Source organism: Streptomyces sp. Tu 2975, from assembly GCF_009832925.1.
Taxonomy (GTDB): Bacteria; Actinomycetota; Actinomycetes; order Streptomycetales; family Streptomycetaceae; genus Streptomyces.
On the sequence record NZ_CP047140.1, the window covers coordinates 1,305,453 to 1,321,522 of the forward strand.

At 72.3% G+C, this 16,070-nt stretch carries 15 protein-coding genes; 3 read left to right on the forward strand and 12 right to left on the reverse strand.

The features are described from left to right. Positions 1-177: 177 nt before the first annotated feature. From GLX30_RS05685 to GLX30_RS05705, 5 genes are all read right to left on the reverse strand, one after another. Positions 178-1,182 carry a proline racemase family protein gene (locus GLX30_RS05685; protein WP_159684302.1) on the reverse strand — a complete coding sequence of 335 codons (1,005 nt, stop codon included), beginning with the start codon at positions 1,180-1,182 and terminating at the stop codon, positions 178-180. 30 nt (positions 1,183-1,212) lie between these two features. Continuing rightward, a complete protein-coding gene (locus tag GLX30_RS05690; protein WP_159684305.1) occupies positions 1,213-2,133 on the reverse strand; it encodes a dihydrodipicolinate synthase family protein in 921 nt (306 codons plus the stop codon). Between the two features lie 66 nt (positions 2,134-2,199). Further along, positions 2,200-3,747: an NAD(P)/FAD-dependent oxidoreductase gene (locus tag GLX30_RS05695; RefSeq protein ID WP_159684308.1), complete on the reverse strand. Its 1,548-nt coding sequence runs from the start codon at positions 3,745-3,747 to the stop codon at positions 2,200-2,202. Then, positions 3,728-4,051 (reverse strand): (2Fe-2S)-binding protein, encoded by a 324-nt coding sequence (locus GLX30_RS05700; RefSeq protein ID WP_159684310.1) that lies wholly within the window; start codon positions 4,049-4,051, stop codon positions 3,728-3,730. The genes GLX30_RS05695 and GLX30_RS05700 overlap by 20 nt, the downstream gene beginning before the upstream one ends. A 46-nt stretch (positions 4,052-4,097) precedes the next feature. Next, positions 4,098-5,285, reverse strand: coding sequence for an FAD-dependent oxidoreductase (locus GLX30_RS05705; RefSeq protein WP_159684312.1), 1,188 nt, complete (start codon positions 5,283-5,285; stop codon positions 4,098-4,100). 263 nt (positions 5,286-5,548) lie between these two features. On the opposite strand from GLX30_RS05705, the gene GLX30_RS05710 reads away from it, so the two are divergent. Continuing rightward, positions 5,549-7,918: a collagenase gene (locus GLX30_RS05710; protein ID WP_159684315.1), complete on the forward strand. Its 2,370-nt coding sequence runs from the start codon at positions 5,549-5,551 to the stop codon at positions 7,916-7,918. 207 nt (positions 7,919-8,125) lie between these two features. Here GLX30_RS05710 and GLX30_RS05715 read toward each other — a convergent pair whose 3' ends face one another. Both GLX30_RS05715 and GLX30_RS05720 read right to left on the reverse strand, forming a co-directional pair. After that, positions 8,126-9,091: a sigma-70 family RNA polymerase sigma factor gene (locus GLX30_RS05715; RefSeq protein ID WP_159684317.1), complete on the reverse strand. Its 966-nt coding sequence runs from the start codon at positions 9,089-9,091 to the stop codon at positions 8,126-8,128. Between the two features lies 1 nt (position 9,092). Beyond that, positions 9,093-10,295, reverse strand: coding sequence for an FAD-dependent oxidoreductase (locus GLX30_RS05720; RefSeq protein WP_159684320.1), 1,203 nt, complete (start codon positions 10,293-10,295; stop codon positions 9,093-9,095). A gap of 263 nt (positions 10,296-10,558) precedes the next feature. Here GLX30_RS05720 and GLX30_RS05725 point away from each other — a divergent pair, with 263 nt between their 5' ends. Next, positions 10,559-11,401 (forward strand): protein phosphatase 2C domain-containing protein, encoded by an 843-nt coding sequence (locus GLX30_RS05725; protein ID WP_159684323.1) that lies wholly within the window; start codon positions 10,559-10,561, stop codon positions 11,399-11,401. Between the two features lie 95 nt (positions 11,402-11,496). On the opposite strand, the gene GLX30_RS05730 is transcribed toward GLX30_RS05725, so the two are convergent. The 4 genes from GLX30_RS05730 to GLX30_RS05745 all read right to left on the reverse strand — a co-directional run bounded on the left by GLX30_RS05730 (position 11,497) and on the right by GLX30_RS05745 (position 14,389). Beyond that, positions 11,497-12,123: a glyoxalase gene (locus GLX30_RS05730; protein WP_159684325.1), complete on the reverse strand. Its 627-nt coding sequence runs from the start codon at positions 12,121-12,123 to the stop codon at positions 11,497-11,499. Positions 12,124-12,128: 5 nt separating this feature from the next. Next, on the reverse strand, positions 12,129-12,593 hold the full coding sequence (locus GLX30_RS05735; protein WP_159684328.1) for an AraC family transcriptional regulator: 465 nt from the start codon (positions 12,591-12,593) through the stop codon (positions 12,129-12,131). A gap of 105 nt (positions 12,594-12,698) precedes the next feature. Then, positions 12,699-13,109 (reverse strand): VOC family protein, encoded by a 411-nt coding sequence (locus GLX30_RS05740; RefSeq protein ID WP_159684330.1) that lies wholly within the window; start codon positions 13,107-13,109, stop codon positions 12,699-12,701. A 179-nt stretch (positions 13,110-13,288) separates the two neighbouring features. Further along, complete coding sequence (locus GLX30_RS05745) at positions 13,289-14,389, reverse strand: helix-turn-helix domain-containing protein (protein WP_279632567.1); 1,101 nt, start codon at positions 14,387-14,389, stop codon at positions 13,289-13,291. A gap of 97 nt (positions 14,390-14,486) precedes the next feature. Between GLX30_RS05745 and GLX30_RS05750 the strand changes: the two genes are divergently transcribed. Next, positions 14,487-15,437, forward strand: coding sequence for an NADP-dependent oxidoreductase (locus tag GLX30_RS05750; RefSeq protein ID WP_159684333.1), 951 nt, complete (start codon positions 14,487-14,489; stop codon positions 15,435-15,437). Positions 15,438-15,823: 386 nt separating this feature from the next. Here the strand turns inward: GLX30_RS05750 and GLX30_RS05755 are convergent, their stop codons facing one another. Further along, positions 15,824-16,003 carry a hypothetical protein gene (locus tag GLX30_RS05755; protein WP_159684336.1) on the reverse strand — a complete coding sequence of 60 codons (180 nt, stop codon included), beginning with the start codon at positions 16,001-16,003 and terminating at the stop codon, positions 15,824-15,826. Positions 16,004-16,070 lie beyond the last annotated feature (67 nt).

Here is a 16,070-nt window from a genome sequence, read left to right on the forward strand (position 1 = left end):
CGTACAATGTCACGTTGTTTTCGCAGGTGGCCATGGGTCGGCGACCCCTGGGCGGCCACCGGTGCGAAGAAAAAAGGGGCGTTGACGGACAGGCCGGTGCCGAGACCGTCGAGCGGCCCCACGAGGACGTCGGAAGGGCGGGCCGGGTCGCGTGGGTCGGCCTGGCCGGGGCGGTGGTCACAGGAAGAATCCGGCGGGGAAGGGATCGTCCGGGTCGAGGAAGTACTGCGCGGTGCCCGTGATCCAGGCGCGTCCGGTGATACGGGGTACGACTGCCGGCACCCCGCCGACCTCGGTCTCCGCCACGAGACGGCCGGTGAACTCGGTGCCGATGAAGGACTCGTTGACGAAGTCGCGGTGCAGCGGCAAGGCGCCACGCGCGTGCAGCTGCGCCATGCGCGCGGAGGTACCGGTGCCGCACGGTGAGCGGTCGAACCAGCCGGGGTGGATGGCCATGGCATGGCGTGAGCGGTGCGCGTCCGAGCCGGGCGCGGCGAGATACACGTGCTTGACCCCCGCGATCTCGGGTTGCTCCGGGTGGGCCGGGCGGTCCGGGGACGCGTTGATCGCCTCCATCAAGGCGAGTCCGGCCGTGAGCAGTTCGTCCTTGCGGGACCGCTCGAACGGCAGGCCCAGCGAGTCCAGTTCGACAAAGGCATAGAAGTTCCCGCCGAACGCGAGGTCGTACGTCAGCGTCCCGTACCCCGGTACGTCCACCTTGCGGTCCAGGCCGACGCAGAATGCGGGGACGTTGGTGAGCGTGACCGCCTTGGCCTCCCCGTCCTCGACCTGCACGTCGACGGAGACGAGCCCGGCGGGGGTGTCGAGGCGGACGGTGGTGACGGGTTCGGTGACCGTGACCATGCCGGTCTCGACGAGGACGGTGGCCACGCCGATGGTGCCGTGTCCGCACATCGGCAGCAGGCCGGAGACCTCGATGTACAGCACGCCGTAGTCGGCGTCGGGGCGGGTCGGCGGCTGGAGTATCGCGCCGCTCATCGAGGCGTGGCCGCGTGGCTCGTACATCAGGAGCGTGCGCAGATGGTCCAGGTGCTCGATGAAGTGGAGCCTGCGCTCGGCCATCGTGGCGCCGGGGACCACCCCGACACCTCCGGTGATCACGCGCGTGGGCATGCCCTCGGTGTGTGAGTCGACGGCGTGGAAGACATGACGGGTCCGCACGAACGTCCCTTCCTGCGAGGCGGATCGGGGTCAGTGGTGGCCGTCGGCGACGGCCTTCTCGGTCGCCGCGCGTACAGCGGCCCCTGTCGCGGCGGGCAACGGCATGCGCGGCGGACGGGTGGGGCCGCCGCGGCGGCCGACGACGTCCATGGACGCCTTGACGGCCTGAACGAACTCCGTCCTGGAGTCCCAGCGCAGCAGCGGATGCAGTGACTTGTAGAGGGGCACCGCCGTGTCGAACTGCCCGGCGACGGCGGTGCGGTAGAGCTCGGCGCAGGTGGCGGGGAAGGCGTTCGGATAGCCGGCGATCCAGCCGACCGCACCGGCGAGGGCGAGCTCGAGGAGCACGTCGTCAGCGCCGATCAGCAGATCGAGGTCCGGCGCGAGTTCACCGATCTCGTAGGCCCTGCGTACATCGCCGCTGAACTCCTTGACGGCCACGATGCCGCCGTCGCCGTGCAGCCGTGCCAGGAGGGCGGGCGTGAGGTCGACCTTGGTGTCGACGGGATTGTTGTACGCAACCACGGGCAGCCCCACGCGGGCGACCTCCGCGTAGTGGGCACGCACCGCCTGCTCGTCGGCGCGATAGGCGTTCGGCGGCAGCAGCAGCACGCTTCCGCAGCCCTCCTCTGCGGCCTGTTCAGCCCAGCGGCGGGCCTCGGCGCTGCCGTAGGCGGAGACCCCGGGCATCACGCGCGCGCCGTCGCCCGCGGCCTCGACGGCGGTGCGAACCACGCGGGCACGCTCGTCGTCGGAGAGGGTCTGGTACTCGCCGAGGGAGCCGTTGGGCACGACGCCGTCGCAGCCCTCGTCGATGAGCCGGCGGACGTGCTCGGCGTAGGCGTCGAGGTCGACGGAGAGGTCGTCGCGCAGAGGGAGGGCGGTGGCGACCATGATGCCGCGCCAGGGGCGGTCGGTGGTCCAGGTGGGGGTGGCTCGGGTGGCTGTCATGCGGGGACCTCTTTTGTAGGTGTGACATGTCGTGGTGCCGTTCCGAGTCACACGAGGCCGGACCCCTCAGTGGCGGGGTCCGGCGTCGCCGTCCGGAAGGTCGGTGTCGGGCTGTTCGGCCGGGCGGGCCGGTGCGGCGGACGGCTCGCCCGGGTCGAGGGCTCCGAGCACGTCCAGTGGCACGGGTCCAGCGAGCGGTCGGCGTTCGGGAGACGGCAGCGGGGACAGGGTGGCCTCCCCCGCCGCGAGGCGAGCTACGGCAGCCCCGCACATCCGGCCCTGGCACCAGCCCATGCCCGCGCGGGTGAGGAGCTTGACCGTGCGGGCGTCACGGGCGCCGTAGGCGTCGACCGCCTCGCGGACGGCGCCGGCCGGCACCTCCTCGCAGCGGCACACTTCCGTGGCGTCGTCCAGCCACTCGGCCCAGCCTTTCCCCGGTGCGTGCACGGCGGCCATGGCATCGGCGAAGGCACGCATCCGTTCCCGCCTCCGCCGAAGCTCCCGCACCCGCCCGTCACGCGCCGGTCCGGGCTCGCCGCGCACCTGGGCGGCCACCGCGATGCCCGCGATCTCGCCTTCCACCCGGGCGAGTTGTGCACCGCCGATGCCACCGGTCTCGCCCGCCGCCCACAGACCCGGCACCGAGGTCCGCTGCAGTGCGTCCAGTGCCAGGGCGTGCGTCCCGTCCTCCGTCCGGCGCGTGGCGCACCCGAGGCTTGTGGCGAGCTCGGTCTGCGGGACGAGACCGTGCCCCACCGCGAGGGCGTCGCAGGCGATCCGGCGGCCCGTCCCCCGCACGGGCCGCCAGTCCCGGTCGACCCGGGAGACGGTGACCCCCTCCACCCGGTCCGTGCCGTGGACCTGGGTCACCGCGCTGCGGGTGCGCAGCCGCACGCCGTGTTTCAGCAGCGCCGCACCGTGGACCACGGCCTCGGCGAGCTTCTGCGGGTCGGCGGCGAGAACGGCCGGCCGGCGCGCGTATCCGAGATAGCCGGCTGCCTCCACCACCGCGGGCACGCGCGCCCCGGCGGAGGCGAGCGAGCCGGCGACGGCGAGCAGCAGTGGGCCGCTGCCCGCGACGACGACGCGTCTGCCGGGCAGGACGAGTCCGGCCTTCAGCATCGCCTGTGCCCCTGCCGCACCGACGACTCCTGGCAGTGTCCAGCCGGGGAACGGCAGTTGGCGTTCGTACGCGCCGGTCGCGAGCAGGACCGTGCGGGCCTGTACGCGCACGGGGTGCTCGCCGTCGCCGTCCGCTCCGGTGACCGCGTGCACCGTCCACCGCACCTCCGCCCCGTCCTGCCGCTCCACGGTCCAGACGTGGTGACCGGCGAGATGGACCACGTCACCGGCCTCGAGGCGGCGGCGAAGACCGGCGAAGGCGGACCAGTCGTGGTGCAGGGCCTCCGGGCGCACCGCGCCGACGGCCGGGTCGGGGTGGCGGTAGAACTGGCCGCCGATCCGGCCCGCGGTGTCCAGCAGGGCGACGGAGAGGCCCCGTTCGGATGCGGTGACGGCGCCTGCGAGGCCCGCGCAGCCCGCGCCGATCACCGCGAGGTCGTACACCGTGGCGTACGGGTCGCCGGCCGCCCCGTCAGACGGCGAGCCCGGCATGGCCGTGTCCTTCCTGAGTGGTGATCGTGTCACCGGGACGGGCGGGCACGAGACAGGCCCGCCTGTTGGGCCGCCCGTTGATGGTGGCGAGGCAGTCGTAGCAGTGACCGATGCCGCAGAAGGCTCCGCGCGGACGGCCGCCCCGGCGCGTGGTGCGCCAGGCGAGGATGCCGGCCGACCAGAGGACGGCGGCGACGGACCGGCCGGGGAGCGTGGTGATCGGGCGCCCGTCGAAGGTGATCTCGAACGAGGGCTGTTGGGGTGTCGCGCCGACGAGTCCGGCGGGGCTGCGGTCACGCGCCAAGGTGCGTCTCCTTCCGGGGTGGTGGGGGCGGGGGCGTCCGGGGCCGTCAAGGTGTCCGGGGCGCCCCGGGTGAAGCCCGCTCGAAACGGTCCGGCCTGAACGGCGCGATGTCCATGGGGAGTTCCCCTCCGGACACGATCCGGGCGACGATCAGGCCGGTGGCCGGGGCGAGTCCTATCCCCGCGCCTTCGTGCCCGCAGGCATGCAGCAGGCCGGGGACACGCGGGTCGGGTCCGATCGCGGGGAGATGGTCGGGCAGGTACGGGCGGAACCCGGCGTACGTCCGTATCGCCCGCACCCGGGAGAGCACCGGAAACAGGCGGGTCGCCTGGGCGGCGAGGCGGCGCAGGGCCTCCACAGAAAGAGTGCGGTCGAAGCCGACCCGCTCCCGGCTCGCGCCGATCAGGACGGGGCCCGCCGGGGTGCCCTCTACGACGGCGGAGGTCTGGAGCGCCGCCGAGCCGCTGGCGACATCGGCGACGTAGTCGGCCGTGTAGACCTTGTGCCGCACCACGCGCGGCAGCGGCTCGGTGACCAGGACGAATCCCCGGCGGGGAAGCACCGGCAGGTCCACTCCCGCGAGTCCGGCGAGCCGCCCGCCCCAGGTGCCGGCGGCGTTCACCACACAGGGGGCGTGCACCTCACCGGTCGCCGTCCGCACGCCCCGCACCTCGCCACCCGCGTCCTTGAGCACGCCGGTGACCTCCTCCCCCAGCCGCAGGAGGACCCGGCCGGAGCCCTTGCCGCCGGCGGCGCGCAGCAGGTGCGCCGCGGCGAGCGCGGGCTGCACCTGGGCGTCCTGCGGGTAGTGGAAGCCGCCCGCCAGATCCGGGGACAGATGGGGCTCCAGGTCGCGCAGCCGGTCACCGGCGACCTGCTGGTTCTTCACGCCTGCCCGCTCCTGCCGGGCGGCGAGGTCACGCAGGACCTTCAGGGACGCGTCGTCCGAGGCGACGACCAGGCCGCCCTTCGTCTCGTACTCGATCCGAGGCGGGAGCACATCGGACAGCTCGCGCCACAACTGTGCGGACACCAGGGCCAGTTCGAGTTCGGGGCCGGGCTCCTTGTCGGAGACCAGGAGGTTGCCCTCTCCGGCTCCCGTGGTGCCGCCCGCGACGGGACCGCGGTCGATCACGGTGACGGAGAGGCCGGAGCGGGCCGCGTAGTAGGCACAGGCGGCACCGACCACACCCGCTCCGACGACGATGAGATCCGGTGAGTTCCTCATGGGCACGGCGGTAATATTTCACATTGCACTGGGCGTTGGGAAGAGGTCCGCCGTCGAGGAACCCTGGACCTGACGTCTCATCAGCGCCCCTGTCCACGCCTCGACGACGTCCGGGGTGCACGGCTCTTTACAGTGCCATTTCACATTACTACGTTACGCATCACATGGCGCCGCCCTGGCAACCGGCGCCCGCGCCACGGCAGTTGACGGCCCGAGTCGCCTTCCGCCGGCACAGCGCATCTCTTGCCACCTCCCACACAGGAGCCGATGTGTTCCAGCCGAGAACCCCGCGCCGACCCCTGCGCCCCGCCGCGCGCAGGTCCCTGCGCGCAGTCCTGCTCACCACCGCGACAGCACTCACGCTCTGCGTGACGGCCGTCCAACCCGCCCCCGCGGCCGAGCAAGCCCCCGCGACGCCCGCAGCGCCTTCGGTGATACGGCCGGCCTCGCAGCCGGACCCCACCGACAGGGTCGACCGCCTCGCCGAGGCCCTCGACCGCCGAGCCGCCCGTCCGCTGCCGGCCCCGGGCGGCCTCACCGACGGCCGCGTCCCCGGACCTCGTACCCCGGAACAGAAGCGCAGGGCCGAGGTCGGCGCGTCGAAGGCACCCTGCACGCTCGACGGTGTCACGGGCCTCGCACCCGGGCAGTTCGCCGACTTCCTCGCCGACCCCGCCGTCACCGCCGACGACTGCCTTCGGTCGATCCTGTGGACCTGGGACCGGCGCCTCGTCCCGGTCATGTCGGACGCGCACGTCCAGGCCGTCTCCCGCCGCATCGCCGGCCTCGCCGACTCCCACGACGGCAGGAACGGCAGCCACCTGCTGGAGATGTTCACGTATCTCCACGCCGTCGCCTACCACGACTTCTCGCGCGACGAGATCGACGTCACGGACACGCCGACCCTGACCACCATGCGCCGTGCCGTCGCCCGCTTCGGCTCGGCGTCCCGCACCTTCGACGCCACCCGGACCAACGCTGAGACCCTGCGCGAAGCTCTCTACGCGGCCTCGGCACCCGGCCTGCGCCAGTTCCAACTCCGGCTGGTGGAGCGGGTGCTGGTCACCATGGACGCCCGGCACCCCGACACCGCCCAGGACACCTCCTGGGCCGGGGCCGCCCTCGCCGCGCTCAGCCTGAACTACCTCGGCGTGTACCCCGGCAACCAGGACACCGCCTTCCACGCCGCGGCGAAGGCCTCCCCGTCCTACCGAGCCGTCTTCCGGACCTTCGCCCGGCACGCGCACCTCAAGGACCGGCCCAACGCCTGGGTGGTGCGTGACGCGTTGAGCGAGTACGCCCGCTTCGGCCAGATCGACGGGCTGCGCGGCGGGATCGTCTCCGACCTCGGCACGCTCCTGGGCGTCACGGCACGCACCTTCGGCGACAGCAGTGCCCCCTGGGCGCAGGTCGCCACCTGGCTGGGAGTGTACGAGGCCTGCGCCCGGTACCACGTGTGCGCGTCCGACATCGAGAAGCGCCTCTTCCCGCACGCCTACGTCTACGGTGTCGACGGCACCGACCGCATCAGGGTCCGCACGGGTCTCGAGCGGGCCACCGTCGACCAGTTGTACTACGCGAGCAAGCAGGTCAAGGCACAGTTCCATCGTGTCGTCGGCAGCGAGGCACCCCTCGCCGACGACCCCAACTCCGCCCTGAACATCGTGCTGTACTCCTCCCGCAAGGAGTACGAGATCTTCCACCCGCTCCTGACCGGCATGGGCACCGACAACGGCGGCATCTACATCGAGAAGGGTGCGACCTTCTACACGTACCAGCGCCGAGTTCCTCAGGACTCGTCGCTGACCCTGGAGGAATTGTTCCGCCACGAGTACGGGCACTACCTCAACGGCCGCTGGGCGGTACCCGGCTTCTTCGGCGAGAGCCCCTGGTACGACGGCGACCGGACCACGGCCATGGACGAGGGCACCGCCGAGTTCTTCGCCGGCGCCAGCCGCAGTGACGGCGTCAAGGTCCGCAGGTCGCTCGTCCAAGGCGTCATCGACGACACGGCGAACGGCGGACCGCGTATGACGGTGAACCAGCTGCTGCACGCCACGTACGACGGCGACGGCTTCCGCTTCTACGACTACGCGGGCACCTTCTTCGAATTCCTCTGGACCCGGCGCCCCTCACTGCTACGGGAGATGTACCGCACCCTGCGCGCCGACGACCCGGCGGCGTTCGACGCCTGGCGCGACCGGCTCGGCAGGGACGCGGGGCTTCAGGGCGCGTACGACGCCTTCCTCGACACGCAGATCGCCCATGTCGACGAACTGTTCGTGCCCGACACGGCCTATGTCCCGCTGGACCAGCTGCGCGACGGCTCGGCCGACGAGGTTCGCGCGTCCTTCACCGCTGCGACCGGCAGCGCCCCCGCATGCCGCGGCAGCGGCACGGCCGAGCGCCCGCGGTTCGTCTGCACCGGCCGCATCACCGCCCGCCTGACCGACGCAGGCGACGCCGACCTCGTCTTCAAGGACATGTCCGAGACGGTCGACCACTTCCTCCTCGACCGTGCCGGGAGCGGCCACAACAACCTGACCGACATGAACTGCTCGTTCGGCGCCGTGAAGATATGGGACGACGGACGCGCGGGCACATCGGACTACACCTGCGAGGGCCCCCTCCGCGCCTGACCGGCCGAACCGGACCGCACCCGACCCCCGCGCGCGTCACCGCCCCACACGGTGGCGCGCGCGGGCCCTTCGCTCCCGGCCGCCACCCGATACCGCCTGGCGGCCGCCTCGCCGAGAGTCCGTCACGATCACGGTGACAGCGGATCCGGCTCCGGAGGAGGTGGGCGTGACCGGCCTGCCCCCCCTCGCCGGCCCGTCGGCGTCGGGTCACCACCGGGAGATGAGCGGCGTGTCCGGTTCGTGCTGCCGCCAGGCTTCCGTGAGGCGGACAAGGCGGGCGGGTGCGGCGATACCGCGGACGGTTGCGATCCTGCCGTTGGTGATGTCGAACGTCACGGAACCGACGACCTGGTCGACGAGCACGAAGAGAACGGCGGGGGCGCCGTTGACGAGCGCGTAGTGCACTGCGGGCGTGCCGCCGGCAAGGCGCCGTTTCGCGGGCGTCGGTCTGAAGCCGGCCCGGGCGATGGCGGCGATGCGCTGCGGGGTGTCGAACCGCAGCAGCGTCTTGGCCAGGCCGGCGCCGTCGGAGACCGCCGTCGCGTCGTCGGTGAGCAGCGCCACCAGCCGCTCGGTGCGACCCGAGGAGGCAGCGGCGAGGAATTCCTCGACGATCCTGCGGGCGGATGCCGGGTCGACCTCGCCGCCGCGGCGGCGCGCGGCCGTGATGCGGCGCCGGGCCCGGTGGAGGTGTTGCTGGCTCGCGGACTCGGTGACGCCGAGGATCTCGGCGATCTCGGCGTGGCCGTAGGAGAACGCTTCGCGCAGGACGTAGACGGCCCGCTCGAGGGGTGACAGGCGCTCCATGAGGGTCAGCACGGCCAGGGAGACCGATTCACGCTGCTCGAACGTGTCGGCCGGGCCGAGCATCGGGTCGCCGTCGAGGAGCGGTTCGGGCAGCCATGCGCCGGCGGTGCGTTCGCGGCGGGCCTGTGCCGAGCGGAGCCGGTCGAGGCACAGGTTGGTGACGACCTTGGTGAGCCATGCTTCCGGCACCTTGATCCGCTGCCGGTCGGCGGCCTGCCAGTGCAGGAACGCTTCCTGCACGGCGTCTTCGGCATCGGCCGCGGAGCCCAGCAGCCGGTACGCCAGCGAGGCCAGTCTGTTCCGGCCGGCCTCGAACCGACCGGTGTCGAAGCGATCAGTGGCAATGCTGTTGTCCACGCGAAACACCCTAGGCGGCTACGCGGTGCCCGGCGGACGCAACCGGCGCGGCGGCCAGGCGGCGCTTGCGTCGGGGCATGCCGAAGGTCGGGTGCGAGACGCCCCACAGAGACATTTTGACGATCCCCGCCTTGATCCGCGCGGCCTTCCGGCCGCCCACGTACTTCGGCTTCGCCTGCGCTTCGTCGTCGACCATCTGCAGGATCGCGTCCCGCCTGCCGAGGCTGATGTGGTTGCCCACGTAGAACAGCTTGACGTTCGCGACCGTGCGGCCGGTCAGGCGCCCGACGATCGCCGCCGTGGCCTGCCGGCCGGTGGAGCCGGCCGAAGCACAGGACATCGGCAGCGGCCGGCCGTTGTCGCCGACGGCGTAGGCGCCGTCGCCGGCCGCGTACACGTTCGGGTGCGAGACCGACCGCATGGTGCGATCGACGACGATCAGACCGCTCTCCGTGACCTCCAGCCCGCTGGTGGCCGCGATGGGGTGGACCGCGAACCCGGCCGTCCACACGGTCGCGTCGGACGCCAGGACGGTGCCGTCGGAGCACAGCACCCGCGTCGCTTCGACGGCTTCGACGCCGGTGTGCTCCACGACGGTGATGTCCAACCGGTCGCAGGCCCGGCGCAGGTGGCTGCGGGCTCCGGCCGAGAGCTGTGCGCCCAGCTCGCCGTGGGCGACCAGCGTCACCGACAGGCCGGGCCGGGATTCGGCGATCTCGGTGGCCGTCTCGATGCCGGTCAGCCCCTCGCCGACAACCAGCACCCTCCCGCCTTCGCCCCGCCTGCCCAGGCTGTCCAGTCGCTCGCGCAGTCGCAGCGCCGAGGGCCGGCCGGTGACGTCGAAGGCGTGCTCGGCCACGCCGGCGACGCCGTGGTCGGCAACGTGGCTGCCGAGCGCGTAGAGAAGCGTGTCGTAATCGAGTTCGCCGCCTCCCTCGGCGTCCGCCACGGTGACGACCTGGCGCTCGGGGTCGATGGCGGTGACACGGGCCAGGCGCAGCCGTATCCCCGTGCCCGCGAAGACGTCGGCGAGCTTCGGAACCTTGATCTCCCGGCCCGCCGCGAGCTGGTGCAGCCGCAGCCGCTGGACGAAGTCCGGCTCAGCGTTGACCACGGTGATCTCTGCGTCCGCCGGGGACAGCCTGCGGGCCAGGTTCCCGGCCACGAAGGCCCCGGCGTAGCCGGCGCCGAGGACGACGATGCGGTGCTTCATGTGCTGCTCCTGTCGGTTCGCTTGCTCCCGGTGAGTTGCTTGCTTCCGGTGAACTGAGCGGAGCAGCGACCGGATTACTGACAGGAACCTCGTGTGATGTGGGTCACACGGCGGCAGGGGGCCGCGGACGCCTCCACGAAGTCGACCGCGGCCCGCGGGAACTCCTCCGCGACGGGACCGTCAGGAGCCGCGGTGGCTCCTGTGTGCCCCGTGGTCCACGGACAGGAGACCGAGGCCGATCCGGTCTGTCAGGATCCCTCCCGATGAGCGAGAACGAGAGCTGCGTCCGGTGCGGCGGGATCGTCGCACCGGACGGCCACTGCTGGGAGTGCGGCCACGCACAGCCGGCCTTCCGGTCGCACGTCGAGGTCACGGCCCCGGACGGCGCGGCGGGCGTCAGCGACCGCGGCAAGCGGCGCGGCGTCAACGCGGACGCCATGGCCCTGACCCGGCGCGGCGACTGGACGATCGGCGTCGTCTGTGACGGTGTCTCCATGTCACCCCGGTCGGAGCGCGCCGCACAGGTCGCGGCCGAGGTGGGGGCACAGGCGCTGGCGGCGCGGCTGCCGGTGGGCGTGCTGCCGGAGACAGCACTCCGCGAAGCCGCGGCCCGAGCCGCACAGGCGGTGGCCGCCCTGGCCGGCCCCGCGGACACGGACGTGGCACCGGCCTGCACGTTCGTCGCGGGCGCGGCCGGCCCGGCGGGAATCTGGAGCGCGTCGATCGGCGACAGCCGGGCCTACTGGCTACCGGACGAGGGCACCGGCATGACGCTCACCGAGGACGACATCGGGGAACACGACGCCCTCGCCGCTTGGCTGGGCGCGGACGCGGAGGACACCCAAGCACGTATCCGGAGCTACCGGCCCTCCGTGCCCGGTCGCCTGCTGCTCTGCACGGACGGGCTGTGGCGCTACCTGCCCGACGCCGAATCCCTGCGGGACGCGCTCGCCCGCCTGCCCCGGGCGTCGGCCGAAAGGGTCGATCTGCTGCCGCACGTACGGGAGTTGGTCCGCCACGCACTGGACGCGGGCGGTCACGACAACATCACCGCCCTGCTCGTCCCCGTCGACGCGTCCGCTCCTCCGGGCCCGTCCGCCCGGTGACCGCCGACGCCGGGCGGCGAGCTGCATGCCCGCAACTCCGGTCGTTCCGTGGAGAGTCCGCCCATCAGAGGGCGGACTCGGTCGGCCATCGCAGATCAGGGCGTGGGCGCGGACGCTGCGGCCTCCCACGCGAATCCGTCGGGGTCGGTGAAGGATCCGGCGTCGCCGCCGATCACGAGCCGGTGCGATCCCGTCCCGTCGGGCGAGACTCCGGCCACCTTGGCCAGGCCACGTCGCTTGTACAGCGCCAGCTTGACGGGGCCCGACCCGGTGGCGAACTCGACGTACTTGCTGCCGAAGCTCTTGGCCACGGCGAGGCCGTGGTCGACGTAGAACTGCTTGCCGGCCTTCACGTCCTCGATGCCGAGCAGGAGCACGATCTCGTCGATCTGCCGGGTGGCCGGGCCGGTGTCCTTCTTCGACGACGACGCGATCTGCCAGATCGTCCCGTCCGGGGCCTGTACGACGCCCCCGTAGCCCCAGAGCGACTTGCTTGCGGGCTTCAGCGTCGCGGCGCCGGCCTCCACGGCGGCGTCGACGAGAGCATCGACGTCGGCCGGCTGGGACACCACGAGCGACAGCGTGAACCCGCGGAAGCCGGTCGTCGGTGCCTCCGAGGCACGCAGGCGCAGCTGCGTGCCCAGCCCGAACGCGGTGGTGTAGAAGCTTTCGGCGGCCGTGGGGTCGGCCACCTCGAGGGTGACGTACTCGATGGTTTCCATGGTCCTCACGCTAGTTCCGGCTCTGCGACCGGCGCTTCTTGATTCCTGACCGGTCTTGTCGACTGCCTCGCCACGAGCGGCGGCATTCCCTCCATGGCGCCCGTCGCACGGCGCCGGTAGTCGGTGGGCGGCATGCCGACCAGTTCGGTGAAGCGGGTGCGGAACGTCCCGAGCGATGGGCAGCCGACCGCGGAACAGATCTCGGTGACGCTGAGGTCGCCATGGCTCAGCAGCACCATGGCGCGCTCGGTGCGGCGTCTCGTCACGTAGGCGTACGGCGACTCGCCGTACACCAGCCGGAACTGACGGCTGAGGTGCCCGGTGGACAGGTTCGCGCCGCGGGCCAGCGCCTCGACGTTCAGCGGCTGCGCGTACTCCCGGTCGATCCGGTCACGTACGCGACGCAGTCGTGCGAGGTCGCTCAGGCGCTGCGCCGCGGTGAGTGCGCGCGCCCATGCGGGACGACACATGAGGGAACCCCATTTCTTGGACGAGCGGACCGGCGACGAGCGGACCCGCGACGAGCCGACCGCGACGAGCGGACCGCGACGAGCGGACCGCGCCGTGCGCACCGGTCAGCGCAGTTCCTGGATGCGGATCAGGTTGCCCGCCGGGTCGCGGAAGGCGCAGTCGCGGATGCCGTACGGCTGCTCGGTCGGCTCCTGGACGACCTCGGCGTCGCCGGCCTGCACCTTCTCGAACGTGCCGTCGAGGTCCGGGGTGGCCAGCAGGATCCAGCCGTAGGTGCCCTTGGCCATCATCTCGGTGATGGTGCGGCGCTCCTCCTCGGTGACCCCCGGGTCGGCGGCCGGCGGCGCCAGGAGGATGGACGTGCCGGGCTGACCGACGGGGCCGACGGTGATCCATCGCATCTTGCCCTGTCCGACGTCGCTGCGGACCTCGAAGCCGAGTGCGTCGCGGTAGAAGGCCAGGGACGCGTCCGGGTCGTCGTGGGGGAGGAAGCTCGTGTGAATGGTGATGTCCATGACGATCATGCTAGGGACAGCGGGGTGCCCCCGCTTCTCGATTCCTGACCGATCTGCCACGTGGTCCGATCCGGCCCTCGTACCGCACGCCGCTGCCCGCGACCGGGCCGAGGGCCGACCGCGACGGCCCCCGGCCTTCGTCGCCGCGTACGACCAGCGCGTCGGACGTCGGGGCCGGGTCAGCCGCCGACGACCGCGAACGCTCCCGGCCCGGCGGCGCCGCGCCGGGCCGTCGTGACGCCCGCCGAGGCGTGGAAGGTGCGGCGGTACGCGGCGGGCGGGACACCGACGAGTTCCCGCATGTGCTGGCGCAGGGAGTTGGCACTACCGAACCCGGCCCGGTCTGCCACCAGGTCGATGGACAGGTCGCTGGTCTCCAGCAACTGTTTCGCGAATTCGACCCGTTGGGCGGTGAGCCACTGACCGGGAGTGAGGCCGGCCTCGTCACGGAACCGCCGGGTGAAGGTCCGCACACTCATCCCGGCGTGTCCCGCCAGCTCCCCCAGCGTCAACGGCCGGTGCAGGCGCTCGAGCGCCCAGGCGCGGGTGGGCGCGGTGGTGGCGGCCGTGGGGGCGGGCACCGGGCGCTCGATGTACTGGGCCTGACCGCCGTCCCGCCAGGGTGGGACGATGCAGCGCCGGGCCACCTGATTGGCGAGCGCGCTGCCGTGGTCACGGCGCACGAGGTGCAGGCAGACGTCGACGCCGGCCGCCGCACCGGCGGAGGTCAGCAGATCGCCGTCGTCCACGAAGAGCACGTCCTCGTCGAACAGGACACGCGGGAACAGGCGCCGGAAGTGCTCCGCCTCCGCCCAGTGGGTGGTGGCCGGGCGGCCGTCGAGCAGCCCGGCCGCGGCGAGCACGAAGGCGCCGGTGCAGATCGACACGGTCCGGGTACCGGGCCGGATCCTGGCGAGGGCGGCCGCCACCGGCTCGGGCAGCACGCCCTGCTCGCCGATGACGCCGAGGCGGTGTGTGGCGGCCACGACCACGGTGTCCGCGCGTTCCAGTGCCTCGGCACCGTGCTGGACGTCGATGGAGAAACCGGCTTCGGTGCGCACGGGACGGCCGTCGGGGGTGCAGACGTCCACCGCGTACAGCGCCGAGCCGTCCGCGCCGCGGGCGGTGCCGAAGATACGGGCGGGAATACCCAGTTCGAAGGTCATTACGCCGTCGAGGGCGAGCACGGCGACCCGGTGCGGGTCGGAACCGGGCGGCACGACGCAGCCCTCCTCGGGGGTCCATTCCGTGAGCCGGGCGCGCTGCCTGTCGAGGGTCATGGCCAGATTCTGTCACATCATGGCCATCAGGCCAGTTCCCGGAGAGTGCCTGGGCGCGGAAGGTGGTCGGGTACATCGGACACGGAAAGGACATTTCATGAACGGCACCACGATGCGCGCGATCACCGTTCCCTCCTGGGGAGGGCCCGAGACCCTGACCCCCGCCGAGGTGCCCCGGCCGGTGCCGGGCCCGACCGAGATCCTGGTCAGGGTGCACGCCGCCGGGGTGAACCCGGTCGACTGGAAGACCCGGGCGACGGGTGGCTTCGGGATGCACGGCGAGCCACCGGTGCTGGGGTACGACGTGTCGGGTGTCGTCGAGCAGGTGGGGCCCGGCGTCACGCTGTACCGGCCGGGCGACGAGGTCTTCGGCATGCCCGAGTTCCCGCGGCAGGCCGGCGGCTATGCCGAGTACGTCACGGGCCCGGCCCGGCATTTCGCCCCGAAGCCCGCGAAGCTCGGCCACGTCGAGGCGGCCGCACTGCCGCTGGCGGGGCTGACCGCATGGCAGGCGCTGGTGGAGACGGCGGGCCTGACCGGCGGGCAGCGGGTCCTGATCCACGCGGCGGCGGGCGGCGTGGGCCACCTCGCCGTGCAGATCGCCTCGGCACGCGGCGCGCACGTCGTCGGCACCGCCCGTGAGGACAAGCACGCGCTGCTCAAGGAACTCGGCGCCGACGAGGTCATCGACTACACCCGCCAGGACTTCGTGACGGCTCTGGGCAGGACCGTCGACGTCGTGCTGGACTCGATCGGAGGGGACTACGGGCCGCGGTCGCTCGCGGTGCTGCGGGACGGCGGCACACTCGTCACCCTGCCGTCCCCCGACGAGGTGCCCGCCGACGCGGGGCGGGGTGTCCGCACCGGCTTCACGCTGGTGGAACCCGACTCCACGGGCATGCGGGCACTGGCCGGACTCGTCGAGGCGGGGCTGCTGCGTCCGGTGGTGGAGACCGTGCTGCCGTTGGAGCGGGCCGCGGACGCCCACCGGCTCGGCGAGGCCGGCCGCACGCGGGGCAAGATCGTCCTCTCGGTCCGCGAGGACTGACCTGTCCCGCGGTCCGGGCGCTACCCGGACCGCGGGACAGAGGCGGCGGGGCGGCGGACATCCGGATCGCCGGGACAGGGGCGGCGGACATCCGGACCGCCGGGAGGTCCCCGATCACCTGAAACGGTTCCCGTCAGGTGGTCGGCACCCACCCCGCTCGTGGCTCCGCCCAGGGTGGTGTCAGCGGTTGTGGCGGGCCAGGCTGTGCACAAGGACGGCCAGCGCCACCACGATCACCGTCACGTGCAGCCATCCGGAAGCAGCCGCGGCATCCGCGGTCGCCGTTGTCATCAGAGTCATCATGTCCTCCGGTTCGAGTCACGGAGCGAGCCGAACGGGCCGGTGCGAGCAACGGCACGAGGTATCGGCGAGGGGCCGTAAGGCTCTCAGCGCCGACGGGTCCGGCCGGACCTCCACGACGCGCCGACGCCTGCGACATGAAGTGCGAGCAGCATCAGACCCAAGAGCATCACGTTCGTCGACGCGAAGACTTCGTTCGTGTCGATCTCCGCGGCGTTGACGAGGAACGCGATGAAGAACATCACCGCGGCAGCCAAACCCAGCATCGGACAACTCCCTCACGGTCGTGGTCGCTTACGGCTCGTCTGCCCCCGCAACCCGAGGGCAGACCTC